The sequence below is a fragment of the Tenacibaculum sp. IMCC1 genome (assembly GCF_054906355.1).
The window spans coordinates 550,468-574,831 of sequence record NZ_CM142818.1 but is presented as its reverse complement, the minus strand read 5'-3'; the positions used below and the strand labels follow the sequence as shown (position 1 = coordinate 574,831).

Below are 24,364 nucleotides of genomic sequence, written 5' to 3'. Positions count from 1 at the left end.
TATGAATCAACCACTTGCGTACGTTCACCCTCAAGCAAAAATAGCTAGGAATGTAGTTATTGAACCTTTTACAACTATTCATGCAAATGTAGAAATTGGATCAGGAACATGGATAGGTTCTAATGTAACTATCATGGAAGGTGCACGCATCGGTAAAAATTGTCGAATTTTTCCAGGAGCTGTAATTTCAGCAATCCCTCAAGATTTAAAGTATAATGATGAGGATACGACTGTAGAAATAGGAGATAATGTAACCATAAGAGAGTGTGTAACAATTAATAGAGGAACACTTGATAGAATGAGAACAGTTATTGGTGATAACTGTTTAATAATGGCTTACTGTCATATTGCGCACGATTGTAAAGTGGGAGATAATTGTATCTTTTCAAATAATTCAACATTAGCAGGACACGTAACTGTTGGTGATAATGTAGTGTTAGCAGGTATGGTGGCAGTACATCAATTTGCTTCTGTAGGTAATCATGCCTTTGTAACAGGTGGATCCTTGGTACGTAAAGATGTTCCTCCTTATGTAAAAGCAGCAAGAGAACCTTTATCATACGTGGGGATCAATTCTGTAGGATTAAGAAGAAGAGGATTTAGCACTGAAAAAATAAGAGAAATTCAAGACGTTTACCGTATATTGTTTCAAAAAAATTATAATAATACTCAGGCTATAGATATTATAGAGGCTGAAATGGAAGCAACTTCAGAAAGAGATGAGATTATTCAGTTTATCAAAGATTCGCATCGTGGAATCATGAAAGGATATTTTAAAGCAAATTAATTATTAAAATTGCACTTAAAAGAGCAATACTATAAAGATCAAAATAAATGGCATCAACATCAGATATTAAAAAAGGTTTATGTATAAAGTATAATCACGACATATTCAAAATTATTGAGTTTTTACATGTAAAGCCAGGAAAAGGACCTGCTTTTGTTCGTACGAAACTTAAAAGCGTTACCTCCGGAAAAGTAATTGATAATACCTTTTCTGCAGGACATAAAATTGATGACGTTCGTGTAGAAACACATAAGTTTCAGTATTTATACCCTGAAGGAGATTTATATCACTTCATGAATACGGAAGATTATAACCAAATTACACTTCAAAAATCAGTATTAGATGCTCCAGATTTAATGAAAGAAGGAGAAGTTGTTACTGTTTTGATTAATACTGAAGATGGAATGCCGTTATCAGTAGAAATGCCTTCTCATGTTATTTTAGAGGTAACTCATACTGAACCAGGTGTAAAAGGTAATACTGCAACAAATGCAACTAAACCAGCAACCGTTGAAACGGGAGCAAGAATTAATGTTCCTTTATTTATTAATGAAGGAGACAAAATAAAAATAGATACAGAAAAAGGAGCTTACACAGAGCGTATCAAAGAATAAATATACTATTATTATTCCCGCTTTGGCGGGAATTTCTTTTTAAAGATGAAATTTAAACAGCCTCAAACCTTAGAGCAGATTGCTACTTTACTAAATGTAAAGTTTGTAGGAAAAAATAGTTTTCCTATAACAGGAATTAATGAAATTCATGTAGTAGAAAAAGGAGATATAGTCTTTGTAGATCATCCAAAATACTACGATAAAGCATTAAATTCAGCTGCTACAACAATACTAATAAATAAAAAAGTAGATTGCCCTGAAGGTAAATCATTATTAATCTCTGAAGATCCTTTTAGAGATTTTAATAAAATAACAAAATATTTCAACCCTTTTATAGCTTCAAAAAGTAGTATTGCTGAATCTGCTATTATAGGAGAAAAAACTGTTATACAACCAAACGTTTTCATAGGAGAAAACGTAAAAATTGGAAAAAATTGTTTAATACATGCAAATGTGTCAATTAACAATAACTGTATAATAGGAGATAATGTAACAATCCATGCCAATACAGTTTTAGGAGCAGATGCATTCTATTATAAAAACAGACCAGAAGGTTTTGATAAACTAATTTCTGGAGGTAGAGTAGTACTTGAAGATAATGTAGATTTAGGAGCTTCTTGTACAATTGATAGAGGTGTAACCGGAGATACTTTAATAGGTGCTGGATCAAAAATAGATAATCAAGTTCATATAGGTCATGATACAGTAATAGGTAAAAAGTGTTTAATAGCAGCTCAAACAGGTATTGCAGGATGTACTGTTATTGAAGATGAAGTAACTATTTGGGGACAAGTAGGAATTGTTAGTGGCTTAACTATAGAAAAAGGAACCATTTTAATGGCACAAACAGGTGTGATGAAATCTTTAAAAAAGGGAGTCTATTTTGGTACACCTCAAAAAGAATACCGTCAAAAAATGCGTGAAGTAATTTATTTAAAAAACGAAACTAATAAACAAAAAAAGTAACGTAAAATTAATTGTGAAAACACAATTAAAAAGTTATTTTTGTCTGTCTTAAAAAAATAATAAAAAGCAAACCAATGAGTGTTTTAGTAAATAAAGATTCAAAAATTATAGTTCAAGGTTTTACAGGTAGCGAAGGAACTTTCCACGCTGGCCAAATGATCGATTACGGAACAAACGTAGTTGGAGGTGTAACACCAGGTAAAGGAGGTCAAGAGCATTTAGGAAAGCCAGTTTTTAATACAGTTGATGAGGCTGTACAAAAAGCAGGAGCTGATACCTCTATTATTTTTGTACCACCAGCATTTGCTGCTGATGCTATTATGGAAGCTGCTGAAGCAGGAATTAAAGTAATTATTTGTATTACTGAAGGAATTCCTACTGCAGACATGGTAAAAGTAAAAGCTTACATTGATCAATTAGATTGTACTTTAGTAGGACCTAACTGTCCAGGAGTAATTACTCCAGAAGAAGCTAAAGTAGGAATTATGCCAGGATTTATCTTCAAAAAAGGTAAAGTAGGTATTGTTTCTAAATCAGGAACTTTAACGTATGAAGCTGCTGATCAAGTTGTAAAACAAGGTTACGGAATTACTACAGCTATTGGTATTGGTGGAGATCCAATTATTGGAACTACTACTAAAGAAGCTGTTGAGTTATTAATGAATGATGATGAAACTGAAGCAATCGTAATGATTGGTGAGATTGGAGGTAATTTAGAAGCGGAAGCTGCTAGATGGATTAAGGCTGATGGAAATCGTAAACCAGTTGTTGGTTTCATCGCAGGTCAAACTGCTCCAGCTGGTAGAACAATGGGACATGCAGGTGCTATTGTTGGTGGTGCAGATGATACAGCACAAGCTAAAATGAAGATTTTAGCTGAAAATGGAGTACACGTTGTAGAGTCTCCTGCTAAAATTGGAGAAATGGTAGCTAAGGTTTTAGCTTAATAAACATATACATATTAGAATAGATTCCCGTTTATAACGGGAATTTATTTTTATATTTGACCCTATTAAAACAACTAATAAATGAAACTTTTAGAAAATAAAACAGCAATTATTACAGGAGCTACTAGAGGAATTGGTAGAGGAATTGCATTAGAGTTTGCAAACCAAGGGTGTAATGTTGCATTTACTTATAGTTCTTCTGTGGAAGCAGCAACTGCTTTAGAAAATGAATTAAAAGAATTAGGGGTAAACGCTAAAGGATATCAATCTAATGCGGCAGAGTTTGATGCAGCTCAAGAGTTGGCAAAAAATGTTTTAGCAGAATTCGGAACTATTGATGTATTAGTAAACAACGCAGGTATTACAAAAGATAATTTATTAATGCGTATTTCTGAAGAAGATTTTGATAAAGTAATCGAAGTAAATTTAAAATCAGTTTTCAATTTAACCAAAGCAGTGATTCGTCCGATGATGAAGCAACGTGCAGGCTCAATTATCAATATGAGTTCTGTAGTTGGATTAAAAGGAAATGCAGGTCAAGCAAATTATGCAGCTTCAAAAGCAGGAATTTTAGGATTTTCAAAATCAGTAGCTTTAGAGTTAGGTTCTCGTAATATTCGTAGTAATGTTGTTGCTCCAGGTTTTATTGAAACTGAAATGACTGCAAAATTAGATGAAAAAGTAGTTGAAGGTTGGAGAAACGAAATTCCTTTAAAAAGAGGAGGAACTCCAGAAGATATTGCAAATGCCTGTGTGTTTTTAGCATCAGATATGAGTTCATATATTACTGGTCAAACATTATCAGTTGACGGAGGAATGTTAACATAAAATTTGACTTACTTATAAAATTCAAAAAAGCCTGTATTAAAAATAATACAGGCTTTTTTTATTTAAGAGGGATTGCATTTGGGGGACAAATTAACAAACTCAACTTAAGGAGAAATAAGTTTTAAGAGAGAGTTTAGTTATTAATGATTTATAAAATTGAAACAGTATGTAGCGAAAACAAGTACTAAGAGTGTTTGAATTTTACAACTCATTAAATTCTTTTGGGATTATAAGGGAATCATTTATGCGATCATTTTTTTTTGTAATCTTCAAAGGTTCCATCATCGTATAGAACTAAAATATTTTTGATTTCTCTAAAAGCGGCTGATTCTTTTGGTTTCATAGTACTCTCTGAGAATTGCGTATTTGATTTTTTTTCGGATTCTTGGTCAAATACTATATTTTCAGTAAACAGAGAAGGAGCTTCATTTTTCTCTATATTTATCTCTTTCTCTTGATTTTTTACATTTGGAGGAAAACTACCTTTACCGTATACTAACCAATTTAGGTTAACTTCATCAAAAGCCGTTTCAACTTTTATAATAAAATCTAAGCTCGGTTTATTTCTTCCTGATAATAGGTGAGAAATGCTAGATCTTGGAACATCAATTTTATCAGCAAAGCTTGACGCTGATAAATTGTAATAGTCTAATATCTGTTTTAATCTTTCAATCATTTGTTTACTAATGTAAACACTAGGAGTTGTTTACGATTGTAAATATATAATATTTCATAACCGTAAACAATAAAAATTTAAAATTTCTTCGAAATAATTCAAAACAATGTGATTAAATACTTTAATAGATAATACATAATTCACTAATAAACAAGTATTTAAGTTTTTTGTATAGAGAGAATTTATTCTTTTGCTAAATATCTTTATTTACATTTGTAATCAAGCTAATTGTTTGTTTTATTGAGTTTATAAATGTAAAAACCTCTCTTTTTTAATAAATATAATGTGCTTAAATAAACATTTATCCTTATTTAACTGACTTAAACATCAAATAAGCAACTTTAAGGTTAATAATAATGACTCTTCAGAAGTAATAGTTTAAATAAATATAAATAAGGCTATAACCTTTATAATACTTCAATAATTACTTTAAATTACTTATGAGTTTAATCATATCCTTTCAAAGTGCTTATATAAATTTATTATGTACTTAGAATAGAAGTTAAATAAGAAGAATATTACAAATGTTACCATAAATCAATAATTAACAAATGTAAATCATATGTTTTTATGTTTACTTTTGTGAAAAAAAAGAAAGCACCCTGTTTACAGAGTGCTTTTTGTAGTTGAGAATGTAGTATTCTACTTATTTTTTATTCTCTATCCATTTTCTTGCATTAACAAAAGCTTCTAACCAAGGTGAAACTTCATCTTTTCTGTCTTGTGGATAGTTAGCCCAGTTCCATTGGAAAGTAGAACGTTCAATATGTGGCATAGTTACTAAATGACGACCAGTCTTATCACATAGCATTGCTGTGTTATAATCTGAACCGTTTGGATTGTTAGGATATCCTTCATATCCATACTTAGCAACAATATTATAATTATCTTCAGTTTCAGGTAAATTGAATTTTCCTTCTCCGTGAGAAATCCAAACTCCTAATTCTGTTCCAGCCAAACTAGATAACATTACTGAATTATTTTCCTGAACTTTTACAGATGTAAATGAACTTTCGTGCTTTTTAGAATCGTTGTGTAACATCTTACCGTGTTCGTTATGTTCTGGATTGATTAATTCTAACTCCATAAACAATTGACACCCGTTACAAATACCAACAGAAAGTGTATCTTCTCTGTTAAAGAAGTTTTTCAAAGCAGTGTTCGCTTTTTCATTATATAAAAATGCTCCAGCCCATCCTTTAGCAGAACCCAAAACATCTGAATTAGAAAAACCTCCAACAGCTCCAATAAATTGAATATCTTCTAAAGTTTCACGACCAGAAATTAAATCAGTCATGTGAACATCCTTCACATCAAAACCAGCTAAATACATAGCATTTGCCATTTCACGTTCCGAGTTTGAACCCTTTTCACGAATAATAGCAGCTTTAGGTCTGTTAGTTACAGTACCCACAGTATCAGTAAGTTTTCCAGTAAAATGCGTTGGGAATGTATATTTTAATGGTTGGTTCTTATAATTATCAAAACGATCTTTAGCTAAATCATTAGCTGTTTGTTTTTGATCTAATAAATAAGAAGTCTTATACCAAGTATCTCTTAATTCAGCAATTGATAAAGCAAAAATATCAGAACCATTCTTAATATTTAAACGATCAGACTCAGTTACCGAACCAATTTTAAAAAATTCAATGTTATTATCAGCTAAAGTTTGTTCTATAGAAGCGTCGGTTGCTTGCAAAACAATTCCTGAGTTTTCGGCAAATAACAACTTGATACTATCAGCTTCTTTTAAAGTAGATAAATCTAAGTTTGCACCTACATTTACATCTGCAAAACACAATTCTAATAAGGTAGTAATCAATCCTCCAGATGCAACATCGTGACCAGCAACGATTTTTCCTTCTTTAATTAAATTCTGTAAAACATTAAATGCTGATTTAAAGAACTCATTATTAGTAATTGTAGGAGCAGAGTTTCCTAACTTATTTACTATCTGTGCAAATGAACTTCCTCCTAATTTAAAATCATCTTGCGATAAATTGATGTAATAGATATCTCCTTTGTTTGGTTGTAAAACAGGTTCTACTACTTTAGTAATATCATTACAGTTAGCCGCAGCTGAAATAACAACAGTTCCTGGAGAAATTACTTCTTCATTAGGATATTTTTGTTTCATTGATAAAGAATCTTTTCCTGTTGGAACATTGATTCCTAAATCGATTGAAAAATCCGAAATAGCCTTCACAGCTTTGTATAAGCGAGCATCTTCACCTTCATTTTTACAAGGCCACATCCAGTTTGCTGATAATGAAACCGATTGTAAACCATCTTTTAAAGGTGCCCAAACAATATTCGTTAATGCTTCAGCAATTGAGTTTTTACTTCCAGCTACAGGATCAATCAATCCAGAAATAGGAGAGTGCCCAATCGTAGTAGCAATACCTTCTTTACCTTTATAATCTAGCGCCATTACACCGACATTGTTCAATGGAATTTGTAAAGAACCAACACATTGTTGCTTCGCTACTTTTCCTCCAACACAACGGTCAACCTTATTCGTCAACCAATCTTTACAGGCAACAGCTTCTAATTGTAAAACTTGTTCTAAGTAGTTAGCGAAGTTTTCTTTAGAATAGTCAACATCAGCATAATTACGATCAACTGTATTATCAGTCATAATCGTTTTAGGAGAACTACCAAACATATCTTCTAAAGCTAAATCCATTGGTTTGTTTCCATTGGTTTTAGATTCAAAAGTAAAACGGTGGTCACAAGTAACATCACCAACAGTGTACATTGGTGAACGCTCACGTTCAGCTATCTTATTAAGGGTGTCGATATGCTTTTTAGCAATTACTAACCCCATACGTTCTTGAGATTCGTTACCGATAATCTCTTTATCAGATAGGGTAGGGTCTCCAACAGGTAGTTTATCTAAGTCGATTTTTCCTCCAGTATCTTCTACTAATTCTGATAAACAGTTTAAGTGTCCACCAGCTCCGTGATCGTGAATAGAAACGATAAAATTTTCATCACTTTCTACCATACCACGAACCGCATTGGCAGCACGTTTTTGCATTTCAGGATTTGAACGCTGAATTGCGTTTAACTCAATTCCTGTTGAAAACTCTCCAGTATCAGCAGAAGAAACTGCAGCTCCTCCCATACCGATACGGTAATTTTCACCACCTAAAATTACTATTTTATCTCCTTCTTGTGGCGTATCTTTTAATGCTTGTTCTTTTTTACCATATCCGATACCACCTGCTTGCATAATTACTTTATCGAAACCAAGTTTGCGAGCATCTTCTTCATGTTCAAAAGTAAGAACAGAACCACAGATTAATGGCTGACCAAATTTATTACCGAAATCAGAAGCTCCGTTAGAAGCTTTGATTAAAATATCCATAGGAGTTTGGTATAACCACTTACGTTCGTCCATTCCTTTTTCCCAAGGACGATTTTCTTCTAAACGAGAGTAAGAAGTCATATAAACAGCTGTTCCTGCTAATGGCAACGATCCTTTTCCTCCAGCTAATCTATCACGAATTTCACCTCCTGAACCTGTTGCAGCACCATTGAAAGGCTCAACAGTAGTAGGGAAGTTGTGTGTTTCAGCTTTTAATGAAATAACAGATTCAAATTCTTTTGTTTCGTAAAAATCTGGTTTATCTGCGCTTTTAGGAGCAAATTGCTCTACTTTTGGACCTTTAACAAAAGCAACATTGTCTTTATAAGCAGATACAATATCGTTAGGATTTTGTTTAGACGTTTCTTTAATTAACTTGAATAAGGAAGTAGGCATTTCTTCACCATCAATAACAAAAGTACCGTTGAAAATTTTATGGCGACAGTGCTCTGAGTTTACTTGAGAGAATCCAAATACTTCAGAATCTGTTAACTTTCTTCCAATTTTAGTTGCTACTTCTTCTAAATACCCAATTTCTTCATCGCTTAACGCCAATCCTTCTTGCTCGTTATAAGTAGCAATATCATCAATTTCTAAAATTGGTTCAGGTTGAATATTGATGGTAAAAGTTTCTTGGTTTAAGCTGTTAAACTTTTGAGAAATCATTGGGTCGAAGTCAGAAAAATCATTAGCTACTGCATCAAATTCTTCAATTCTGATAATTCCAGAAATTCCCATATTTTGAGTAATTTCAACAGCGTTGGTACTCCAAGGAGTAATCATAGCTGCTCTAGGGCCAACAAAAAAGGCGTCAAGAGACGCCGCGTTTATTTTCGGTTGGTTGCCAAATAACCAAGTTAACTTCGAAATTGTTTCAGATGTTAATTCTTCTGTTGTTTGAACAGCAAAAACCTTGCTGTTTACGTTTCCAAAGAAATGAATCATTGTTAGTTGTGTTTGTGTGTGTTTTTGAAAGGCGTAAATTTAATTCTTTTGGATGAAATAAAAGCATAAAAAAAGCAGCAAAATTTTGCTGCTTTTTTCGTTTAAAGATTAAGATGATTAATATTTTTTAAAAAATCACTTTCATAATACATTTCTTGTTCAAAACGATTTTTTTGTAAATTATCTATCACCTGTATATTGGAAGGTTTTTGAGCTTTTGAAGCTATACCTTTTATGTTATCTAAAACAGTTTTTAATAAAATTTCGTTTTCATTTCCAAATGGTAAAAAATTATCCCAACTGGCAAATTCATTAATATCTATATCTGCAGCAAAACCGTTAACATAATCACTTTGATTTAACTTGTTAAATATTTGGAAAGTAATAGGCTGCATAGCCATTTTGTGAGTAGTATTAGCTTTGCTTTTATCGGTGTAATCTGTAGTTGGAGAATCGTATAACGTAATAGATCCAACATTTTTACCATAGGTAGTTTTACCAACAGTAACCACATCAATATAAGGTCTTAAGCCATTTATTATCATTTCACTAGCAGAAGCTGTATTACTTGAAGTTATAACATAAATTTTAGAAAGCCCTGTGAGTCTATTTAAAGGAATATCTTGACCTTCTAAATAACTTCCATCAGAGTCATACTGAAAAATACCATTTAAAAAAGGTAATATAAAGCTTCTGTCAGTATGTTTTTTGTTATAAATAGTTTTAGCAAAAACATCTTGCTCAGCAGCTCCTTCACCGTAAATCATACTGGCTAAGTATCCACAAGTTAATACAGAGCCACCTCCATTGTATCTAAAATCTAATATTAATTCTTGTATTCCTTCTGCTTTAAAATTAGCAAAAGCATTATTAAGTTCTTTATCGTAAGAAGACCTAAACCCATTGTAAACTAAGTAACCTACTTTTTTACCATTTATATTATTAAAAACTTTAGCTAGCTGTATAGCATTATCATTAACTTCTCTTTTAGTTAAAGTTATTTTTGATTTTTCAGTAACTCCATCATTTTCACCTAAAATAAATTCGGCAGTTTCATTATAGTAATTTTTTATAAGTGCCTCGAAGTTGGTTGTAGTAAATTTTTGACCATCTATACCAATTATAATATCACCTCTTTTTAATCCTTTTTCTGAAGCTGGTGAATTATCAGATACTTTAGTTACTAATAAGATAATATTGGTATCATTAATTTTTATGGACGTAGGTCTAAAGCCAAAACTAGTACTGGTACCTTGAAAAGCCTTTTCTTGTTCAATATAGTCTTCAATAAACCAAGAAAACTTATCTACTTTTTGATATTTATACAGTAAGCTTTTAAATAAATCGTTTGGAGTACCGTATGAGTTTAAGTAAGTATAATACTCATTTATATTATCATCTTTACTATCTGCTAAATTAGAAATATCTTCTTGCCAATTGTACCATGAGTTCATGGCTTTCCATACAAAATTATTTACTTTATTGTTTAGTTTAACTTCATCTACTGGTTCAGCTAGTTTATCATCTTTACTACAACTTAAAAGAATTGTAAACATAAAGGATAGTAATATGATTTTTTTCATTATTTAAAGTAATTATATATTAATTTATAAACAATATAACATATAAAATATCACTTACCCTATTTTTTTTACAAAAAAATTAATTTTTATCAGGTATTCTGTTTCTTTCTATTTTACCTTTTTTTACTGTTTTATAGTTTTCGTAACAATTTAAAACAGCTTCAATTAATTGTAGGTCACTGGCTTTTTTTATAAAGTATTCAGAATAGTTACAGTCAGATAATAGCTTATTTAACTCAGTCCTATCCATTTCAAGATACTCCATCATAACTTCACGATCAAATTTACCAGCTAACATTTTACGCAAATCGTCTTCTTTTTTAAGCTTCTTTAATTTTTTAAGCTGTTTAGGTTTGCTTCCGAATAGGTTATATACCAAATCAACCGGATTTAAGAGTTTAGCAATAGGAGAGGAAATTTTTTGAGGCCTTCCAACTTCATACGTTTGTGGCAATCCATTGATATGTATTCTAGTAAAACGATCTTTTGGAACTTGTTTTATATCTACCTCTAAAACACCAATTAGTTCAGTTGACTTAATTACAACTTCTTTTACCTCTTCAGGCTTTTCCTCTAAAGATATAACAACTTCATTTCCTTTTAAAAGATCATTAGTAACTTTTAGCTTAATAGAAGCATAGCCTAAATAAGAAACCAACACAGTATCATTTGCTTGAGCAACAAGATCAAAGAGTCCATTTTCATTAGTAATGGTACCTACTACGCTATTAAGGTTTAAAATATGAGCTGCACTTAAAGGTTTTTTAGATTCTGAATCTATTATTTGCCCTTTTAATTTGTCTTGTGCCTGAATAGATGATATACTAAATACTATTGCTATTAGGAAGAATAATTGTTTTTGCATAAGGCGAAAATAAGAATAATAGGCTTTACACTCGTTAATAATATGTGAAATTAATTATTACTTAAATACAGGGGGTTTGTTTGTTAAATATATAAGTATATGATGTTGTTTGGTAGTTAAAACTAAAAAAAATAGATAAAAAAGTAGGGAAAACATATTTAAAGATGTTTAATAACTCCTCGAGGTCTTAATTAGTACAATGTTAAATTTAAAAAATAAATAAATGAAAAATCTAAAAATACTTGGATTAACCCTTTTTTCAATTATTTCATGTCAAAAAGAAGATTTATTACATAACTCAGAAATAAACTCTAGCACAGAGCAAATAGCTCAATTTATAACGTCAGATATTCCTGATGGTATTCATAATTTAAATATTAAAGAACTACATGATAATAAGTCATCCAAAGCCGAAAGAGTGGCTATGGAAGAAAACTGTGTTGATAAAGAAATATCGTTTACTCAAACAGATTCAGACTTCTTTATTTTAGATGCTAATAGTTCTTTATTATGGCCAGGTAATTTAGTAGCAGCAAGATCTATACAAGAAGGAGCTCCAGTATCTATACCTATTTCAGGAGAAGACAGGAATCCAGTAGAGGTAAGAGTTAACGTGTTATCGGGAACATCTGCTTCTACTTCAAGAATAATTGAAGCGCCAACACCAGGAAAAGTACAAGACAATTTGAATTCTATTTTAAATGCATACTATAAAAGTGAAGCTAATTTTCCTGCTAGCTTTGATATTAGTATTCAAAGAATTCATGATGAAAAACAATTTCAACTTTCTTTAAATGCAGGGTACTCTGGACCAAGCGTAAAAGTATCTGGTAGTTTTGGGCTTGACTTTTCTAGCCAAAAAACAAGATATGCAGTTACTTTAAAGCAACGTTTTTTTACGGCTTCAGTGTCTCCTAAAGAAGGAATTATTGGAAAGAATGGTTGGTTTAACAGTAATGTTTCTCCAGATAGGTTAAAACCTTATGTTACTGATTATTTAGAGGTAAGTGAAGATCAACAAAATCCGTCTTCGTATATAGAGTCAGTAACTTATGGTAAACTATATACGTTAATTTATGAATCTAGTAGTAGTGCTAAGGAAGTAGAAGCAGCATTGAACTTTGCATATAAAGCAGTAGGAACAAAAGTGAATGCAGAAATAGAAGCAAGATATAAATCTATTTTCAGTGAATCGACTGTTAAAGTAAAGCAGTTAGGAGGAAATGCAACTTCAGGAATAGCATCATCTTTAGCTGCTATGGCTAATAATTTAGATAGAGTTGTTGATTTTCTAAAAGAAGGAGCAGAGGTGTCAGTTGATAATCCAGGATATCCTATCTCATATAAAGTGAATTATACATATGATAATAGACCTTTCAAAGTAAGTTCAAATTTAGAGTATACTATCAAAGAATGTGATTTAGTGTATTATGATAAAATAAGAGTAGATCCAACTAATGTAGCATTATATGGAAGTGATCATGGAACTAGTGGAGCTGAGCTTTTTGGTAGGTTTTATGTAGAAAAATATGATCAAGAATTAGGATCTTGGTATTTAGCAGGAAAGAAAATTTACTGGGGATACGGAATTGAAGAACATGTAGGTTTAGACTATTATAAATTTGGACAAAAAAGAAGTGTAGCCGATGGAAAAGTAATTGACTTTATGGTAAAAGCTAAAGCAGGTGAGCGCTTTAGAATAGTTTCTGTAGTAGGTGAATGTGACTCTGGATGTTATGTTTATAGAGATGGAGTAAAGGCTTATAATGAGTATGAATATAATCTTAGTTCAAAGAAATGGGAGGATTATACAAGATACAATCCGTATGTAGATAATTATACAGTAGGAGATGGTTTTCATAATCAAACATGGAACGGTGTAAGAACCATAGTTCAAGATGATACTTGTTATTTAGACTATAACACATATATATTAAATTAAATAATTTATCTATGATTTAAGTGCAAGGAGGCTGATTAGTCTCCTTGTTTTAATTTGTATTCGGTTTTTATGATGTTTTAAATTCTACAGAAAAAATAAAAAAAGCACTATACAAAATGTATAGTGCTTTTTTTATTGTGCACGTAACAGGAGTCGAACCTGCACTTCCGTTGGAAACAAGCCCCTCAAGCCTGCGCGTCTACCAATTCCGCCATACGTGCATAAACTAAAAAAGTTAAGCATGTGCTTAACTTTTTGTGACCGGGCTGGGGCTCGAACCCAGGACCCTCTCCTTAAAAGGGAGATGCTCTACCAACTGAGCTACCCGGTCATTGCTTCTTTGTGAAAGCGGTTGCAAATATACAACTGTTCTTTGAATCAAAAAAGCTTTTTTGTAATATTTTTTACTCATATTTGTAACTGCTTAATTACTAGATTATGAAAATTGTATTATTAGGGTATATGGCGAGCGGAAAATCGACTGTTGGACGAGTTTTAGCCGAAAAAATGCAAATTCCGTTTATAGATTTAGATGAATATATAGAGGAAAAGGAAGGTAAAACAGTTTCTGAGATTTTTGAAAATAATGGAGAAATCTATTTTAGGAAACAAGAACACGTATACCTAAAAGAACTTTTAGAGAAACAAAACAAATTTATTTTGTCTTTAGGAGGCGGTACTCCTTGTTATGCAGGGAATATGGATGTATTATTAAGTGTTAATGATGTGAAATCTGTATATTTAAAAACAAATATCACTACCATTGTAGATAGGCTAACGAACGAAAAAAGTAAACGCCCACTGGTAGCTCGCCTAAACAAAGACGAGTTGTCAGAGTTTGTTGCTAAGCACTTGTTTGAAAGAAGCTACTTTTATAATAAAGCAACATATAAATTAATAGTTGATAATAAAAGCATACATGAAACAGTAGAGGAGTTAGAAAAATTACTAAGTTAAGTAAGCAATTGTTTCATTAACCTTAAACTCTACAACTACATGTTCTTTAATAGAAGTTGATAAAGAAATTCCTTTAAAATCAGCTTTTACAGGATACTTTTTATGATTTCTATTAACTAATACAGCTGTTTTAAATCTTTTTAAAGGAACTTCTAAAAAATGCTTTACACCATATATTAAAGTTGTTCCTGAATTTAAAACATCATCTACTAAAACTAATGCTTTATTTTGATATTTTTCACTCTTAATAGAAGTAGTAATTGGACTGATAGGATTTTTTTTATCGATAGAAACTTTGCATAAAGTTATTGATAAAGGAGAGATGTCACTTAAAATAGTCGAAATTTTTTCTGCTAAAAAATATCCATTATCAGCAATACCAGCTATAATAATTTCTTTTTCGTCGCTATTGCTTTCGTAAATTTGAAAAGCAATTCGACGAATTTTTTGTTCAACTTGAGTATTATTTAAAATGATATTATTTACGGCTGTCATAGTTAGTTAACTTTAACTTAGTTTTGGTTTACAAATTAACATCATTTTTATTAGAATCTTCATAATAATCATCAATATCACGACGATCTTTTTTGGTAGGGCGCCCTGTTCCTTTTTTACGATAATAATCTTTAGCGTATTTTAATAACTCAGTTTTTTCAAACTCTTCTTTAGGGGTTATGTCTTTTCTATATAAATCAACCAATTTAGCTCCAACTCGATTGGGTGGAATATCTAACACCTTTATTTTGTAATTAATTTGATTTTTTCGAATAGTTATTTCTTCGTTACCAAATATTTCTTTTGATGGCTTTAGGTTAGTGCCTTCTATTTTAACATGCCCTTTTTTACAAGCATCTGTGGCAATACTACGGGTTTTAAACAAGCGAATACACCACAAATATTTGTCAATTCTCATATAAAAAGTTAATTTTTATCGTTTCATTTTTTACAAAGGTATAAAAATGGTAAATTGCGCGTTAAAATTTCAGAATTAAATGATAAAATTTAAACATGTATTTTATACAGCCATTATAGGTACTCTTTTGTATGCTTGTGGAAGTGATAGCAACTCTTTAGTTGACAATTTTGACCATGAAGCTCAAGCTTTGAAAGATAAAGATTCGATAGCAAAATTTTTAAAGAATTATTATTTTGATGATACAATAGATTCTATAAAACCTATAATTGCTGGTAAAACACCATTGTCAGAAGATAGTAGGTTAATAAAAAAGACACATACAGAAAACGATATTGAATATGATTTATATCATTTAGTCATAGAAGAAGGACAATCTCCGAAAGGTAACCCTACAGAGTTAGATTCTGTTCTAACTAACTATCAAGTATGGTATACAACTAAAGTAGATCAACTAGAGTTAAGTCAAACAGGAACTACTCCAATTTGGTGGAATTTGACATTATCAGGAAGTCAGTTCGATGCTCCTACGCCTATTAGAGGGTGGACTTTAGGAATTCCAAACTTTAAAGCAGGTATTAATACATCTAGCCAAGGAGAGCCTATTTCTTATGATAAATTTGGAAAAGGAATTTTGATTGTTCCTTCAGGCTTAGCTTATAGAAATTCGGTAAATGGAGGAATACCTGCCAATTCTCAGTTAATCTTTTATATTGATTTATTCGACTTTGTAGAAGATACAGATCATGATAGAGATGGAGTACCTTCTATATTAGAAGATTTAGATGGAGATGGAAACCCTAGAAATGATGATACTGATGGAGATAATATTCCTAATTACTTAGATACAGATGATGATGGAGATGGAGTTTTATCAAAAGACGAGGATAAAAATGGAGATGGAAACCCAGCTAACGATTTTAGTGATCCAAATAAGCCTACGATACCAGATTATCTAAACAGGGATATTTTTTAAGGTAAAAAAGTAAAATAAAAAAAACCGAAGTCTAAGACTTCGGTTTTTTTTATGTTTAAAATTTAAAAGTTAGAACCTATATGATAAACCTATAATAATTTGGTTTATACGAGTATCAAAATTTACATTTTCACTAATATTATTATCTACAAATTTAGACTCAGTATCAGACAAAGCTCTTTCCCAACGTACATCTAATCCCAACTTACCAAGTTCAACACCAGCTCCTAACTGTAAACCAACTGAAAAACCGTCAGAATTTACTTGTTTAAGATCTTTAAAGTTAAAATCAGAGTCTAAAATATATTGAAAAGATGGTCCAGCAAAAACATGTCCTACTTTTAAAAAGTTTAAACCTAATAAAACAGGAATATCTATTTTTTGAATTTCATAAGAGACATTCTGGTTATTTGTTGAGTTGTTTGATTTTCCTTCTGGATAATAAACAACATTATTATTCAATTGTGTATATACCAATTCAGGTCTAATATATAAACCAGTAGCTGGTAATTTTATACGTAACCAAGCACCAGCATGAAAACCTGTTTTACTTTTGGCCCCATCAAAGACATCATTTTTTACATCAGAAAAAGAGTCAGAATTGTAGTTAATACCTCCTTTAATACCTCCTTGTATTTGGCTTTGTGCTAACTGTGAGCCTCCAATTAGAAGACATAAGATAAAAATTGCTTTTTTCATTTGTTTTTAATTTACACTATTATAATTGAGTTAAATATTTACTTTTATATAAAAAAATACATCACTTTAAACCTTAAAAGTGATGTATTTATTGTTTAGTTGTTTATGTTTTTTATTTTCTAGAAATAACTTTTTCAACTGCTTTTACTATAGCTTCGTCATTTAAACCATATTTTTTCATTAACTGATCTGGAGTAGCAGATTCACCAAAACTATCGTTTACAGCAACAAACACTTGTGGAGTAGGGGCGTTGGTAGCTAAACAACGTGCTACACTTTCTCCTAAGCCTCCATATTTGTTATGCTCTTCAGCAGTAACTATACAGCCTGTTTTAGCAACAGATTTTAAGATAGCTTCTTCATCTAATGGCTTAATAGTATGAATGTTTATTACTTCAGCAGAAATACCTTTAACTTCTAATTGTTCAGCAGCTTGTAAAGCTTCCCATACTAAGTGACCTGTAGCAACAATAGTAACATCATTACCTTCAGTAAGTTGAATTGCTTTTCCTATTTCAAAAGGTTGATCGGTCATAAATACTGGTACTTTTGGACGCCCAAAACGTAAATACACAGGTCCCTCATGTTCTGCAATAGCTAAAGTCGCAGCTTTAGTTTGGCTGTAATCACAAGTATTTATAACAGTCATACCTGGTAACATTTTCATTAATCCAATGTCTTCTAAAATTTGGTGTGTCGCTCCGTCTTCACCTAAAGTTAACCCAGCGTGAGAAGCACAAATTTTTACATTTTTATCAGAATAAGCAACTGATTGACGAATTTGATCATAAACTCTACCAGTTGAAAAGTTTGCGAATGTACCTGTAAAAGGAATTTTTCCTCCAATAGTTAATCCAGCAGCAATTCCAATCATATTAGCCTCGGCAATTCCTACTTGATAAAAACGCTCAGGGTGATTTTTAGCAAACTCATTCATTTTTAATGAACCTGTTAAATCAGCACATAAAGCTACAACATTAGGGTTTTTCTGTCCTAATTCTGTTAAACCATCACCAAACCCAGAACGGGTATCTTTTTTTTCAGTATAAGTATATTTTTTCATCAGTTTGTGTTGTGTAAATACGCATCAAAAATAATCTTTTATATAGATGTAAAGCTACAATTTTGATAATTCTTTGTAAAGTTTATGAACAGGAAACCCCATAACATTAAAATAGCTTCCTTCAATTTTTGTTATTCCTATTTTACCAATCCATTCTTGAATACCATAGGCTCCCGCTTTATCAAACGGTTGGTACGTTTTTATATAGTAATCAATTTCATCGTCTAAAAGTTCTTTAAAACTGACTATAGTGGTGTCATTCACAGTTTTTTGAAATGATTTGTTAGTAATACATATAGAGGTAATAACTTTATGTGTAGTGTTAGATAGTTTTTTAAGCATTTGGAACGCCTCATTGTAATTTTTAGGTTTTCCTAAGGCTTCATTATTTATCCATACAATGGTGTCTGATGTTATTAATAACTCATTTTCTTTTAAATCTTTTTTAAAAGGAATAGCTTTTAAATCAGCCAAAAAGTCAGTTATTTCTGTTTGCTGCAATTCCTCAGGATAAATTTCTTCTATATCTTTGATTTTAACAGTAAAAGGAATATTTAAGCTTTTAATAAGTTCTTGTCTTCTCGGAGAGCTTGAGGCAAGAATAATAGAATACTGTGATAATTTAGTTGATAACATATTTAATATAATAAGATATAGTAGGAACACTTAAAAGAGCAAGAAAAAAACTTATATAGCTTATTTTTAATAAATTATTATAGTCTTTGCTTTCTGAAGCTAACATTAGTTTATATATAAAATATAGTTCAGGGAGTATTCCTAGCAGTATAATAGTTGAAAAAATAAATTTATTTTTTAAAAAGGCAACAGCAACAGAAAACACAAATAAACAAGCTATAAACGAAAGCATCAAGGCAATATCTTTAGCCCTTTTTCTACCAAGTAAAACAGGTAGGGTATTTTGTTTATTTATATTGTCATGGTTTACGTTAATAATATCAATAATTATTTCTATGACCATATTGCTAAGAAAAGAAATAATTACGTAACCTATGGTTATCAACTGAAGGTTATAAAATAATTCCCATTGTTCTATAGATAAGTTTAATGGGAAATCAAACCACCAAAGCATAAGTAAGGCAAAAGGTTTTAAAAAAGAAGTAACAATGTTACTAAAAAAGGTTTTCTGGATATTGTTTTTTGAATATAGGTGTACAACTATTGGACAAATTATAAAAATAAGACCATACCATATTTTATTTACCTTTAGTGATACAATTAAGCCTACTAAAATTCCAAATATCATTAATAAAATAGATACTTTTTTTATCTTATTTAAAGGGAGTCTGGTTTTTTTTTGTTTGTTTCTAAAAAAAAAGCTAGTTAAGTAACCAGAAGCTAATAAGAAAGCACTTGAAATAGATAGTAAACCAAGATCAAAAAAAGAGAGAGTTGTTTCAAAACCATAACCATATAAAAAAGAATACTTAAATAGAAATAAAATAAAAATAAAATATATAATTTTTTTCCATTGTATGATATTTAAGAAAGTATCATTCATTTAGTTAAAAGCCTTTTTTATTCTGGCTAAATCACGTTTATTATCACGATCTTTAATATTTTGTCTTTTATCATGGGTTTTCTTTCCTTTAGCTAGAGCAATATCTAATTTAGCCCAACCACTTTCGTTAATGAATAAACGCAAAGGAACAATTGTATTACCTTTAGCTTCAACTTCCTTTTCAAGTTTTTTTAATTCACGTTTATTAAGTAGTAAACGGCGCTCACTTTTGGGATTATGGTTGTAATGATGCCCAAAGGCATACTCTTCGATGTACATATTTACAACAAAAAGCTCTCCTTTATCGTTAAACTCGCAAAAGCTCTCAGTAATTCGAGCTTTGCTTTGTCGTATTGATTTTATTTCAGTACCTGTGAGCTGAATTCCTGCTGTGTATTTATCAAGTATCTCGTATTCAAAACGAGCCTTTTTATTCTGTATGTTAATTTTTTTTTGCATAAAATAAAACACAAATATAACTATAATTTTAAGTTGTTAAATAAAATTATTAAGCTATGATTTAAGTCATGTTTTTAGGGAAGTGTGGAGTGTAATTTTGCTCAAAATTAAAACTTATAATCATGAAAAAAATTATATTAAGTATTGTATTAGGAACATTGTTTTTTAGTAATGTAAATGCTCAAGAAAATGCTAAGACAAATGATTTTAAAAAATGGCAAGCTCGTTTTAGATGGGTAAGTGTTTTACCAAATGAATCTGCAACAATTGGTACTATTGGAGGAGATGTTGAAATAGGTAAAAATTTTATTCCAGAATTAGACTTTACTTACTATTTTACTCAAAATATAGCAGCTGAATTAATTTTAGGAACAACTAATCACGATGTAAAAGCAGTAAACACAGCCTTGGGAAATGTTAATTTAGGTGATGTTTGGTTATTACCTCCAACATTAACGCTACAATACCATTTTAATATAAGTGATTTTAAACCTTATGTTGGGGCAGGTGTTAACTATACTATTTTTTACGACGCTAATCCAGGAGCTGTGGTTGATGTAGATTATGAAAATAGTTTTGGGTATGCACTTCAGTTAGGTTTTGATTACGATTTAGACGATACTTGGTTTTTAAACGTAGATGCAAAATATATAGGACTAAGTACAGATGTTTCTGTAAATGCAGGTGTAGCGACAGTACCAGCAGAAGTAGACATAAACCCGTTACTTATTGGTTTTGGAGTAGGTATGAGGTTTTAAACCAATAAATTTTAATTCCTTTTATAGAGCTACTTAATTGTAGCTCTTTTTTTATGTTAAACTTAACAAGTAAAATTAATGAATACTTGTAAATTTGTTTATGATTATAATGACTAAAATAAACAACATTTTATGAGATATTTATACATTTTATTATTTTTATCAATAGTTTCTTGTAAACCAAAATTTACTGCCCAAGAAATAATTGATAAGTCAATAGCATACTCTAGGTTGAACGAAATTGGAGATGCTACAATTTCCTTTGATTTCAGAAAAAATAATTATAAAGCAGTCAGAAACAACGGTGCTTTTAAATTAGTTAGAACTATAAAAAATGACTCGGTAAGAATAAAAGATGTGTTGTCAAATGACAATTTTGAGCGTTTTGTAAATGATAGCTTAGTTGAGCTAACGGAAAAAGATGAAAATCGTTATAGAAACTCTGTAAACTCAGTTCACTATTTTTCAGTTTTACCTTTTGGATTGAATGATAAAGCTGTTCAAAAAAAGCTATTAGAATCAGTTAAAGTTAAAGGAAAAGAGTATTATAAAATTAGAATAACATTTTTAGAAGAAGGTGGAGGAGATGATTTTGATGATGTATTTATATATTGGTTTGCTAAAGATAACTTTCAACTAGATTATTTAGCGTATAAATATCATACAAATGGAGGAGGAGTACGTTTTAGAGATATAAAAGAGGAAAAAATAATAAACGGAATTCGTTTTGTTGATTATAATAACTATAAACCTTTAAAAGATGGTATTGACTTTTATATCATTGATAAACTTTATGAAGAAGGTAAACTAAAAAAAGTTTCTGAAATCGTACTAAATAATATTGTAGTAAATTAAAAAAAGGGAGTTTTTAACTCCCTTTTTTATTCAAAATTAGTTATTAACTAAATCCGATTGATTTCTAAATACCAGCTCATCATCAAAAGCATCTAGTAAAATAATACTATCAGTAGTTACTTGTCCAGATAAAATTTCTTTAGATAACTTATTTAAAACTTCTTTTTGAATAACACGTTTTACAGGACGCGCGCCAAACTCTGGTTGGTATCCCTTTATAGCTAAGTAATTGATAGCCTCATCTGTAGCGTCAAAAATAATGTTTTGTTGCGCAATCATCTTTTTAACATTATTCAATTGTAGTTTTACAATTTCTTTAATATTATTCTCTGATAATGGAGTGAACATGATAATATCGTCAATTCTATTCAAAAATTCAGGTCTTACAGATTGTTTTAATAAACCTAAAACTTCTGTTTTAGCTAAATCTATAGTAGTATCAATGTCTCCCTTCATATTATCAAATTTCTCTTGAATAATGTGGCTGCCCATATTGGAGGTCATAATAATTATGGTATTTTTAAAATCAGCAATACGTCCTTTATTATCCGTTAACCTACCTTCATCTAGTACTTGTAATAAAATATTAAAAGTATCAGGATGTGCTTTTTCAATCTCATCTAATAATACAACTGAATACGGTTTTCTTCTAACAGCTTCAGTTAGTTGTCCGCCTTCATCATATCCAACATACCCAGGAGGTGCACCAACCAATCTGCTTACTGAATGTCGTTCTTGATATTCACTCATATCAATACGTGTCATGGCATTTTCATCATCAAATAAATATTCAGCAAGAGCTTTGGCTAACTCAGTTTTACCGACTCCAGTTGTTCCCAGGAACAAGAAAGAACCAATAGGTTTGTCAGGGTTCTGTAATCCTGACCTAGAACGGCGTACAGCATCAGAAACTGCTTCAATAGCTTCTTCTTGACCAACAACACGTTTATGTAGTTCATCTTCTAGTTTTAACAACTTCTCACGCTCAGATTGTAACATTTTAGTAACAGGAACTCCGGTCCATTTAGCTACAACTTCAGCAATATCATCATAGGTTACTTCTTCTTTAATTAAAGAGTTTCCTTGTTGATTTGCTAAAATATCTTGTTGTTTATCTAGCTCTTCTTGTGCTTCTTTAATTTTACCATAACGTAATTCAGCTACTTTACCATAATCACCATTGCGCTCAGCTTTTTCAGCTTCGTGTTTATAGTTTTCTATATCAGTTTTTAAGTTCTGAATAGTATCTACAACACTTTTTTCAGATTGCCACTTGGCATTGATTTCATTACGCTCTTCCTTTAAATTAGCTAAATCGGCATTTAAAGATTTTAACTTAGTTTCATCGTTTTCACGTTTAATGGCTTCAATTTCAATTTCTAACTGCATTATTTTACGATCTAGTACATCTAATTCTTCTGGTTTAGAATTGATTTCCATACGTAATTTAGAAGCAGCTTCATCCATTAAGTCAATCGCTTTATCTGGTAAAAAACGATTGGTAATATAACGTTGGGATAATTCTACGGCTCCAATAATGGCTTCGTCTTTTATTCGAACCTTATGGTGTGTTTCATATTTATCTTTAATACCACGTAAAATAGAAATAGCACTTTCTGTATCTGGTTCATCTACCATCACTTTTTGAAAACGACGTTCTAAAGCTTTGTCTTTTTCAAAGTATTTTTGATATTCATCTAGAGTAGTAGCTCCAATAGCTCTTAATTCTCCACGTGCTAAAGCAGGTTTTAAAATATTAGCAGCATCCATTGCACCTTGACCACCACCAGCACCTACTAAAGTGTGAATTTCATCAATAAATAATACGATGTCTCCTTCAGACTTTGTTACTTCTTTTACTACAGATTTTAAACGTTCTTCAAATTCACCTTTATATTTAGCTCCAGCAATTAGTGCTCCCATGTCTAAAGAAAAAATTTGTTTTTCTTTAAGGTTTTCAGGAACGTCACCACGAATGATTCTGTGTGCTAAACCTTCAGCTATTGCAGTTTTACCTGTACCAGGCTCCCCAACTAGAATCGGGTTGTTTTTAGTTCTACGTGATAAAATTTGTAATAAACGTCTAATTTCTTCATCACGACCAATTACAGGATCTAATTTTCCGTCTTGTGCTAACTGATTTAAGTTTTTAGCATATTTATTCAAAGAATTATAAGTTTCTTCGGCACTTTGTGAGGTCACACGATTTCCTTTACGTAATTCTTCAATTGCTGCTTTTAAACTTTTTTCTGAAACACCTTGATCTTTTAAAACTTGTGCTATTTGACTTTTAGATTTAAAAATAGCTAAAATTAAATGCTCAATAGAAACATATTCATCGTTCATTTTCTTAGCAATAATAGATGCTTCATTTAATGTTTTATTAGCTTCACGAGAAAGCATTAAGTCAGCACCAGTAACTTTAGAAAAACTTTCTAATTGCTTATCTAATATTTGTTGTATAACAGTTACATTTATATTGAGTTTCTTTAAAATGAAAGGAAGTACATTTTCGTCGACTAAAAATAAAGCTTTGAAGATGTGTTCATTTTCTATAAGGTTGTTACCATAACTTTGCGCTAATTGTTGCGCTTGTTGTATGGTTTCTTGTGATTTTATTGTATAATTGTTAAAATTCATAT

At 30.9% G+C, this 24,364-nt stretch carries 22 protein-coding genes and 2 tRNA genes; 10 read left to right on the top strand and 14 right to left on the bottom strand.

Going from position 1 to position 24,364, the window contains the following annotated elements; genetic code table 11:
• Position 1 precedes the first annotated feature (1 nt).
• From lpxA to fabG, 5 genes are all read left to right on the top strand, one after another.
• Complete coding sequence (gene lpxA / locus ACXIHB_RS02745; RefSeq protein WP_047788758.1) at positions 2–787, top strand: acyl-ACP--UDP-N-acetylglucosamine O-acyltransferase; 786 nt, start codon at positions 2–4, stop codon at positions 785–787.
• A gap of 47 nt (positions 788–834) precedes the next feature.
• Positions 835–1,401 carry an elongation factor P gene (gene efp / locus ACXIHB_RS02740; protein ID WP_047788759.1) on the top strand — a complete coding sequence of 189 codons (567 nt, stop codon included), beginning with the start codon at positions 835–837 and terminating at the stop codon, positions 1,399–1,401.
• Between the two features lie 45 nt (positions 1,402–1,446).
• Positions 1,447–2,367: a UDP-3-O-(3-hydroxymyristoyl)glucosamine N-acyltransferase gene (locus ACXIHB_RS02735; RefSeq protein WP_462098836.1), complete on the top strand. Its 921-nt coding sequence runs from the start codon at positions 1,447–1,449 to the stop codon at positions 2,365–2,367.
• Between the two features lie 74 nt (positions 2,368–2,441).
• A complete protein-coding gene (gene sucD / locus ACXIHB_RS02730) occupies positions 2,442–3,314 on the top strand; it encodes a succinate--CoA ligase subunit alpha (protein WP_099214339.1) in 873 nt (290 codons plus the stop codon).
• An 81-nt stretch (positions 3,315–3,395) separates the two neighbouring features.
• Positions 3,396–4,142: a 3-oxoacyl-[acyl-carrier-protein] reductase gene (fabG, locus tag ACXIHB_RS02725; RefSeq protein ID WP_073183981.1), complete on the top strand. Its 747-nt coding sequence runs from the start codon at positions 3,396–3,398 to the stop codon at positions 4,140–4,142.
• 250 nt (positions 4,143–4,392) lie between these two features.
• Here the strand turns inward: fabG and ACXIHB_RS02720 are convergent, their stop codons facing one another.
• From ACXIHB_RS02720 to ACXIHB_RS02705, 4 genes are all read right to left on the bottom strand, one after another.
• Positions 4,393–4,818 carry a helix-turn-helix domain-containing protein gene (locus tag ACXIHB_RS02720; protein ID WP_159614977.1) on the bottom strand — a complete coding sequence of 142 codons (426 nt, stop codon included), beginning with the start codon at positions 4,816–4,818 and terminating at the stop codon, positions 4,393–4,395.
• A gap of 646 nt (positions 4,819–5,464) precedes the next feature.
• Positions 5,465–9,133, bottom strand: a complete 3,669-nt coding sequence (gene purL / locus ACXIHB_RS02715) for a phosphoribosylformylglycinamidine synthase (RefSeq protein WP_462098835.1) — start codon at positions 9,131–9,133, stop codon at positions 5,465–5,467.
• Positions 9,134–9,234: 101 nt separating this feature from the next.
• A complete protein-coding gene (locus ACXIHB_RS02710) occupies positions 9,235–10,716 on the bottom strand; it encodes a S41 family peptidase (RefSeq protein ID WP_462098834.1) in 1,482 nt (493 codons plus the stop codon).
• 79 nt (positions 10,717–10,795) lie between these two features.
• On the bottom strand, positions 10,796–11,581 hold the full coding sequence (locus ACXIHB_RS02705) for a carboxypeptidase-like regulatory domain-containing protein (RefSeq protein WP_462098833.1): 786 nt from the start codon (positions 11,579–11,581) through the stop codon (positions 10,796–10,798).
• 223 nt (positions 11,582–11,804) lie between these two features.
• Here ACXIHB_RS02705 and ACXIHB_RS02700 point away from each other — a divergent pair, with 223 nt between their 5' ends.
• Positions 11,805–13,523, top strand: coding sequence for a thiol-activated cytolysin family protein (locus ACXIHB_RS02700; RefSeq protein WP_462098832.1), 1,719 nt, complete (start codon positions 11,805–11,807; stop codon positions 13,521–13,523).
• A gap of 138 nt (positions 13,524–13,661) precedes the next feature.
• On the opposite strand, the gene ACXIHB_RS02695 is transcribed toward ACXIHB_RS02700, so the two are convergent.
• Positions 13,662–13,744, bottom strand: a tRNA-Leu gene (locus ACXIHB_RS02695).
• A gap of 37 nt (positions 13,745–13,781) precedes the next feature.
• Positions 13,782–13,854: transfer RNA gene (locus ACXIHB_RS02690), tRNA-Lys, on the bottom strand.
• A gap of 107 nt (positions 13,855–13,961) precedes the next feature.
• On the opposite strand from ACXIHB_RS02690, the gene ACXIHB_RS02685 reads away from it, so the two are divergent.
• Entirely contained in the window at positions 13,962–14,480 is a 519-nt protein-coding gene (locus tag ACXIHB_RS02685; RefSeq protein ID WP_047788817.1) for a shikimate kinase, read from the top strand.
• On the opposite strand, the gene ACXIHB_RS02680 is transcribed toward ACXIHB_RS02685, so the two are convergent.
• Positions 14,472–14,975, bottom strand: a complete 504-nt coding sequence (locus ACXIHB_RS02680; RefSeq protein WP_462098831.1) for a phosphoribosyltransferase family protein — start codon at positions 14,973–14,975, stop codon at positions 14,472–14,474. The two genes, ACXIHB_RS02685 and ACXIHB_RS02680, sit on opposite strands and share 9 nt — an antisense overlap.
• Positions 14,976–15,003: 28 nt before the next feature.
• Positions 15,004–15,393 carry an RNA-binding S4 domain-containing protein gene (locus ACXIHB_RS02675; RefSeq protein ID WP_047788815.1) on the bottom strand — a complete coding sequence of 130 codons (390 nt, stop codon included), beginning with the start codon at positions 15,391–15,393 and terminating at the stop codon, positions 15,004–15,006.
• A gap of 79 nt (positions 15,394–15,472) precedes the next feature.
• Between ACXIHB_RS02675 and ACXIHB_RS02670 the strand changes: the two genes are divergently transcribed.
• The gene (locus tag ACXIHB_RS02670) at positions 15,473–16,369 is read left to right on the top strand and encodes an FKBP-type peptidyl-prolyl cis-trans isomerase (RefSeq protein WP_047788814.1); all 897 of its coding nucleotides are present in this window, start codon (positions 15,473–15,475) and stop codon (positions 16,367–16,369) included.
• A 69-nt stretch (positions 16,370–16,438) separates the two neighbouring features.
• Here ACXIHB_RS02670 and ACXIHB_RS02665 read toward each other — a convergent pair whose 3' ends face one another.
• The 5 genes from ACXIHB_RS02665 to smpB form a co-directional block, all read right to left on the bottom strand.
• Positions 16,439–17,068: a porin family protein gene (locus ACXIHB_RS02665; protein ID WP_159614970.1), complete on the bottom strand. Its 630-nt coding sequence runs from the start codon at positions 17,066–17,068 to the stop codon at positions 16,439–16,441.
• A 112-nt stretch (positions 17,069–17,180) separates the two neighbouring features.
• Complete coding sequence (locus ACXIHB_RS02660) at positions 17,181–18,131, bottom strand: transketolase family protein (RefSeq protein WP_462098830.1); 951 nt, start codon at positions 18,129–18,131, stop codon at positions 17,181–17,183.
• A 54-nt stretch (positions 18,132–18,185) separates the two neighbouring features.
• Positions 18,186–18,767, bottom strand: a complete 582-nt coding sequence (locus tag ACXIHB_RS02655; protein ID WP_159614969.1) for a Maf-like protein — start codon at positions 18,765–18,767, stop codon at positions 18,186–18,188.
• Positions 18,754–19,650, bottom strand: a complete 897-nt coding sequence (locus ACXIHB_RS02650) for a UbiA prenyltransferase family protein (protein WP_394421082.1) — start codon at positions 19,648–19,650, stop codon at positions 18,754–18,756. Before ACXIHB_RS02650 ends, ACXIHB_RS02655 begins: the two co-directional genes overlap by 14 nt.
• Positions 19,651–20,109 (bottom strand): SsrA-binding protein SmpB, encoded by a 459-nt coding sequence (gene smpB / locus ACXIHB_RS02645; protein ID WP_047788809.1) that lies wholly within the window; start codon positions 20,107–20,109, stop codon positions 19,651–19,653.
• Positions 20,110–20,231: 122 nt separating this feature from the next.
• On the opposite strand from smpB, the gene ACXIHB_RS02640 reads away from it, so the two are divergent.
• Complete coding sequence (locus ACXIHB_RS02640) at positions 20,232–20,867, top strand: OmpW/AlkL family protein (RefSeq protein WP_073184027.1); 636 nt, start codon at positions 20,232–20,234, stop codon at positions 20,865–20,867.
• Positions 20,868–20,999: 132 nt separating this feature from the next.
• The gene (locus tag ACXIHB_RS02635; RefSeq protein WP_462098829.1) at positions 21,000–21,722 is read left to right on the top strand and encodes a DUF6503 family protein; all 723 of its coding nucleotides are present in this window, start codon (positions 21,000–21,002) and stop codon (positions 21,720–21,722) included.
• Between the two features lie 36 nt (positions 21,723–21,758).
• Here ACXIHB_RS02635 and clpB read toward each other — a convergent pair whose 3' ends face one another.
• Positions 21,759–24,362, bottom strand: a complete 2,604-nt coding sequence (clpB, locus tag ACXIHB_RS02630; RefSeq protein ID WP_462098828.1) for an ATP-dependent chaperone ClpB — start codon at positions 24,360–24,362, stop codon at positions 21,759–21,761.
• Between the last annotated feature and the right edge of the window lie 2 nt (positions 24,363–24,364).

What these genes read in the sequence shown, in the direction of transcription:
- ACXIHB_RS02655 (WP_159614969.1), bottom strand. Translation starts at nt 18,767, where the DNA reads ATGTTATCAACTAAATTATCACAGTATTCTATTATTCTTGCCTCAAGC.
- ACXIHB_RS02735 (WP_462098836.1), top strand. Translation starts at nt 1,447, where the DNA reads ATGAAATTTAAACAGCCTCAAACCTTAGAGCAGATTGCTACTTTACTA.
- lpxA (WP_047788758.1), top strand. Translation starts at nt 2, where the DNA reads ATGAATCAACCACTTGCGTACGTTCACCCTCAAGCAAAAATAGCTAGG.
- ACXIHB_RS02670 (WP_047788814.1), top strand. Translation starts at nt 15,473, where the DNA reads ATGATAAAATTTAAACATGTATTTTATACAGCCATTATAGGTACTCTT.
- ACXIHB_RS02685 (WP_047788817.1), top strand. Translation starts at nt 13,962, where the DNA reads ATGAAAATTGTATTATTAGGGTATATGGCGAGCGGAAAATCGACTGTT.
- ACXIHB_RS02665 (WP_159614970.1), bottom strand. Translation starts at nt 17,068, where the DNA reads ATGAAAAAAGCAATTTTTATCTTATGTCTTCTAATTGGAGGCTCACAG.
- purL (WP_462098835.1), bottom strand. Translation starts at nt 9,133, where the DNA reads ATGATTCATTTCTTTGGAAACGTAAACAGCAAGGTTTTTGCTGTTCAA.
- fabG (WP_073183981.1), top strand. Translation starts at nt 3,396, where the DNA reads ATGAAACTTTTAGAAAATAAAACAGCAATTATTACAGGAGCTACTAGA.
- clpB (WP_462098828.1), bottom strand. Translation starts at nt 24,362, where the DNA reads ATGAATTTTAACAATTATACAATAAAATCACAAGAAACCATACAACAA.
- ACXIHB_RS02640 (WP_073184027.1), top strand. Translation starts at nt 20,232, where the DNA reads ATGAAAAAAATTATATTAAGTATTGTATTAGGAACATTGTTTTTTAGT.
- ACXIHB_RS02705 (WP_462098833.1), bottom strand. Translation starts at nt 11,581, where the DNA reads ATGCAAAAACAATTATTCTTCCTAATAGCAATAGTATTTAGTATATCA.
- ACXIHB_RS02675 (WP_047788815.1), bottom strand. Translation starts at nt 15,393, where the DNA reads ATGAGAATTGACAAATATTTGTGGTGTATTCGCTTGTTTAAAACCCGT.
- ACXIHB_RS02710 (WP_462098834.1), bottom strand. Translation starts at nt 10,716, where the DNA reads ATGAAAAAAATCATATTACTATCCTTTATGTTTACAATTCTTTTAAGT.
- sucD (WP_099214339.1), top strand. Translation starts at nt 2,442, where the DNA reads ATGAGTGTTTTAGTAAATAAAGATTCAAAAATTATAGTTCAAGGTTTT.
- ACXIHB_RS02650 (WP_394421082.1), bottom strand. Translation starts at nt 19,650, where the DNA reads ATGAATGATACTTTCTTAAATATCATACAATGGAAAAAAATTATATAT.
- ACXIHB_RS02660 (WP_462098830.1), bottom strand. Translation starts at nt 18,131, where the DNA reads ATGAAAAAATATACTTATACTGAAAAAAAAGATACCCGTTCTGGGTTT.
- ACXIHB_RS02680 (WP_462098831.1), bottom strand. Translation starts at nt 14,975, where the DNA reads ATGACAGCCGTAAATAATATCATTTTAAATAATACTCAAGTTGAACAA.
- efp (WP_047788759.1), top strand. Translation starts at nt 835, where the DNA reads ATGGCATCAACATCAGATATTAAAAAAGGTTTATGTATAAAGTATAAT.
- smpB (WP_047788809.1), bottom strand. Translation starts at nt 20,109, where the DNA reads ATGCAAAAAAAAATTAACATACAGAATAAAAAGGCTCGTTTTGAATAC.
- ACXIHB_RS02720 (WP_159614977.1), bottom strand. Translation starts at nt 4,818, where the DNA reads ATGATTGAAAGATTAAAACAGATATTAGACTATTACAATTTATCAGCG.
- ACXIHB_RS02635 (WP_462098829.1), top strand. Translation starts at nt 21,000, where the DNA reads ATGAGATATTTATACATTTTATTATTTTTATCAATAGTTTCTTGTAAA.
- ACXIHB_RS02700 (WP_462098832.1), top strand. Translation starts at nt 11,805, where the DNA reads ATGAAAAATCTAAAAATACTTGGATTAACCCTTTTTTCAATTATTTCA.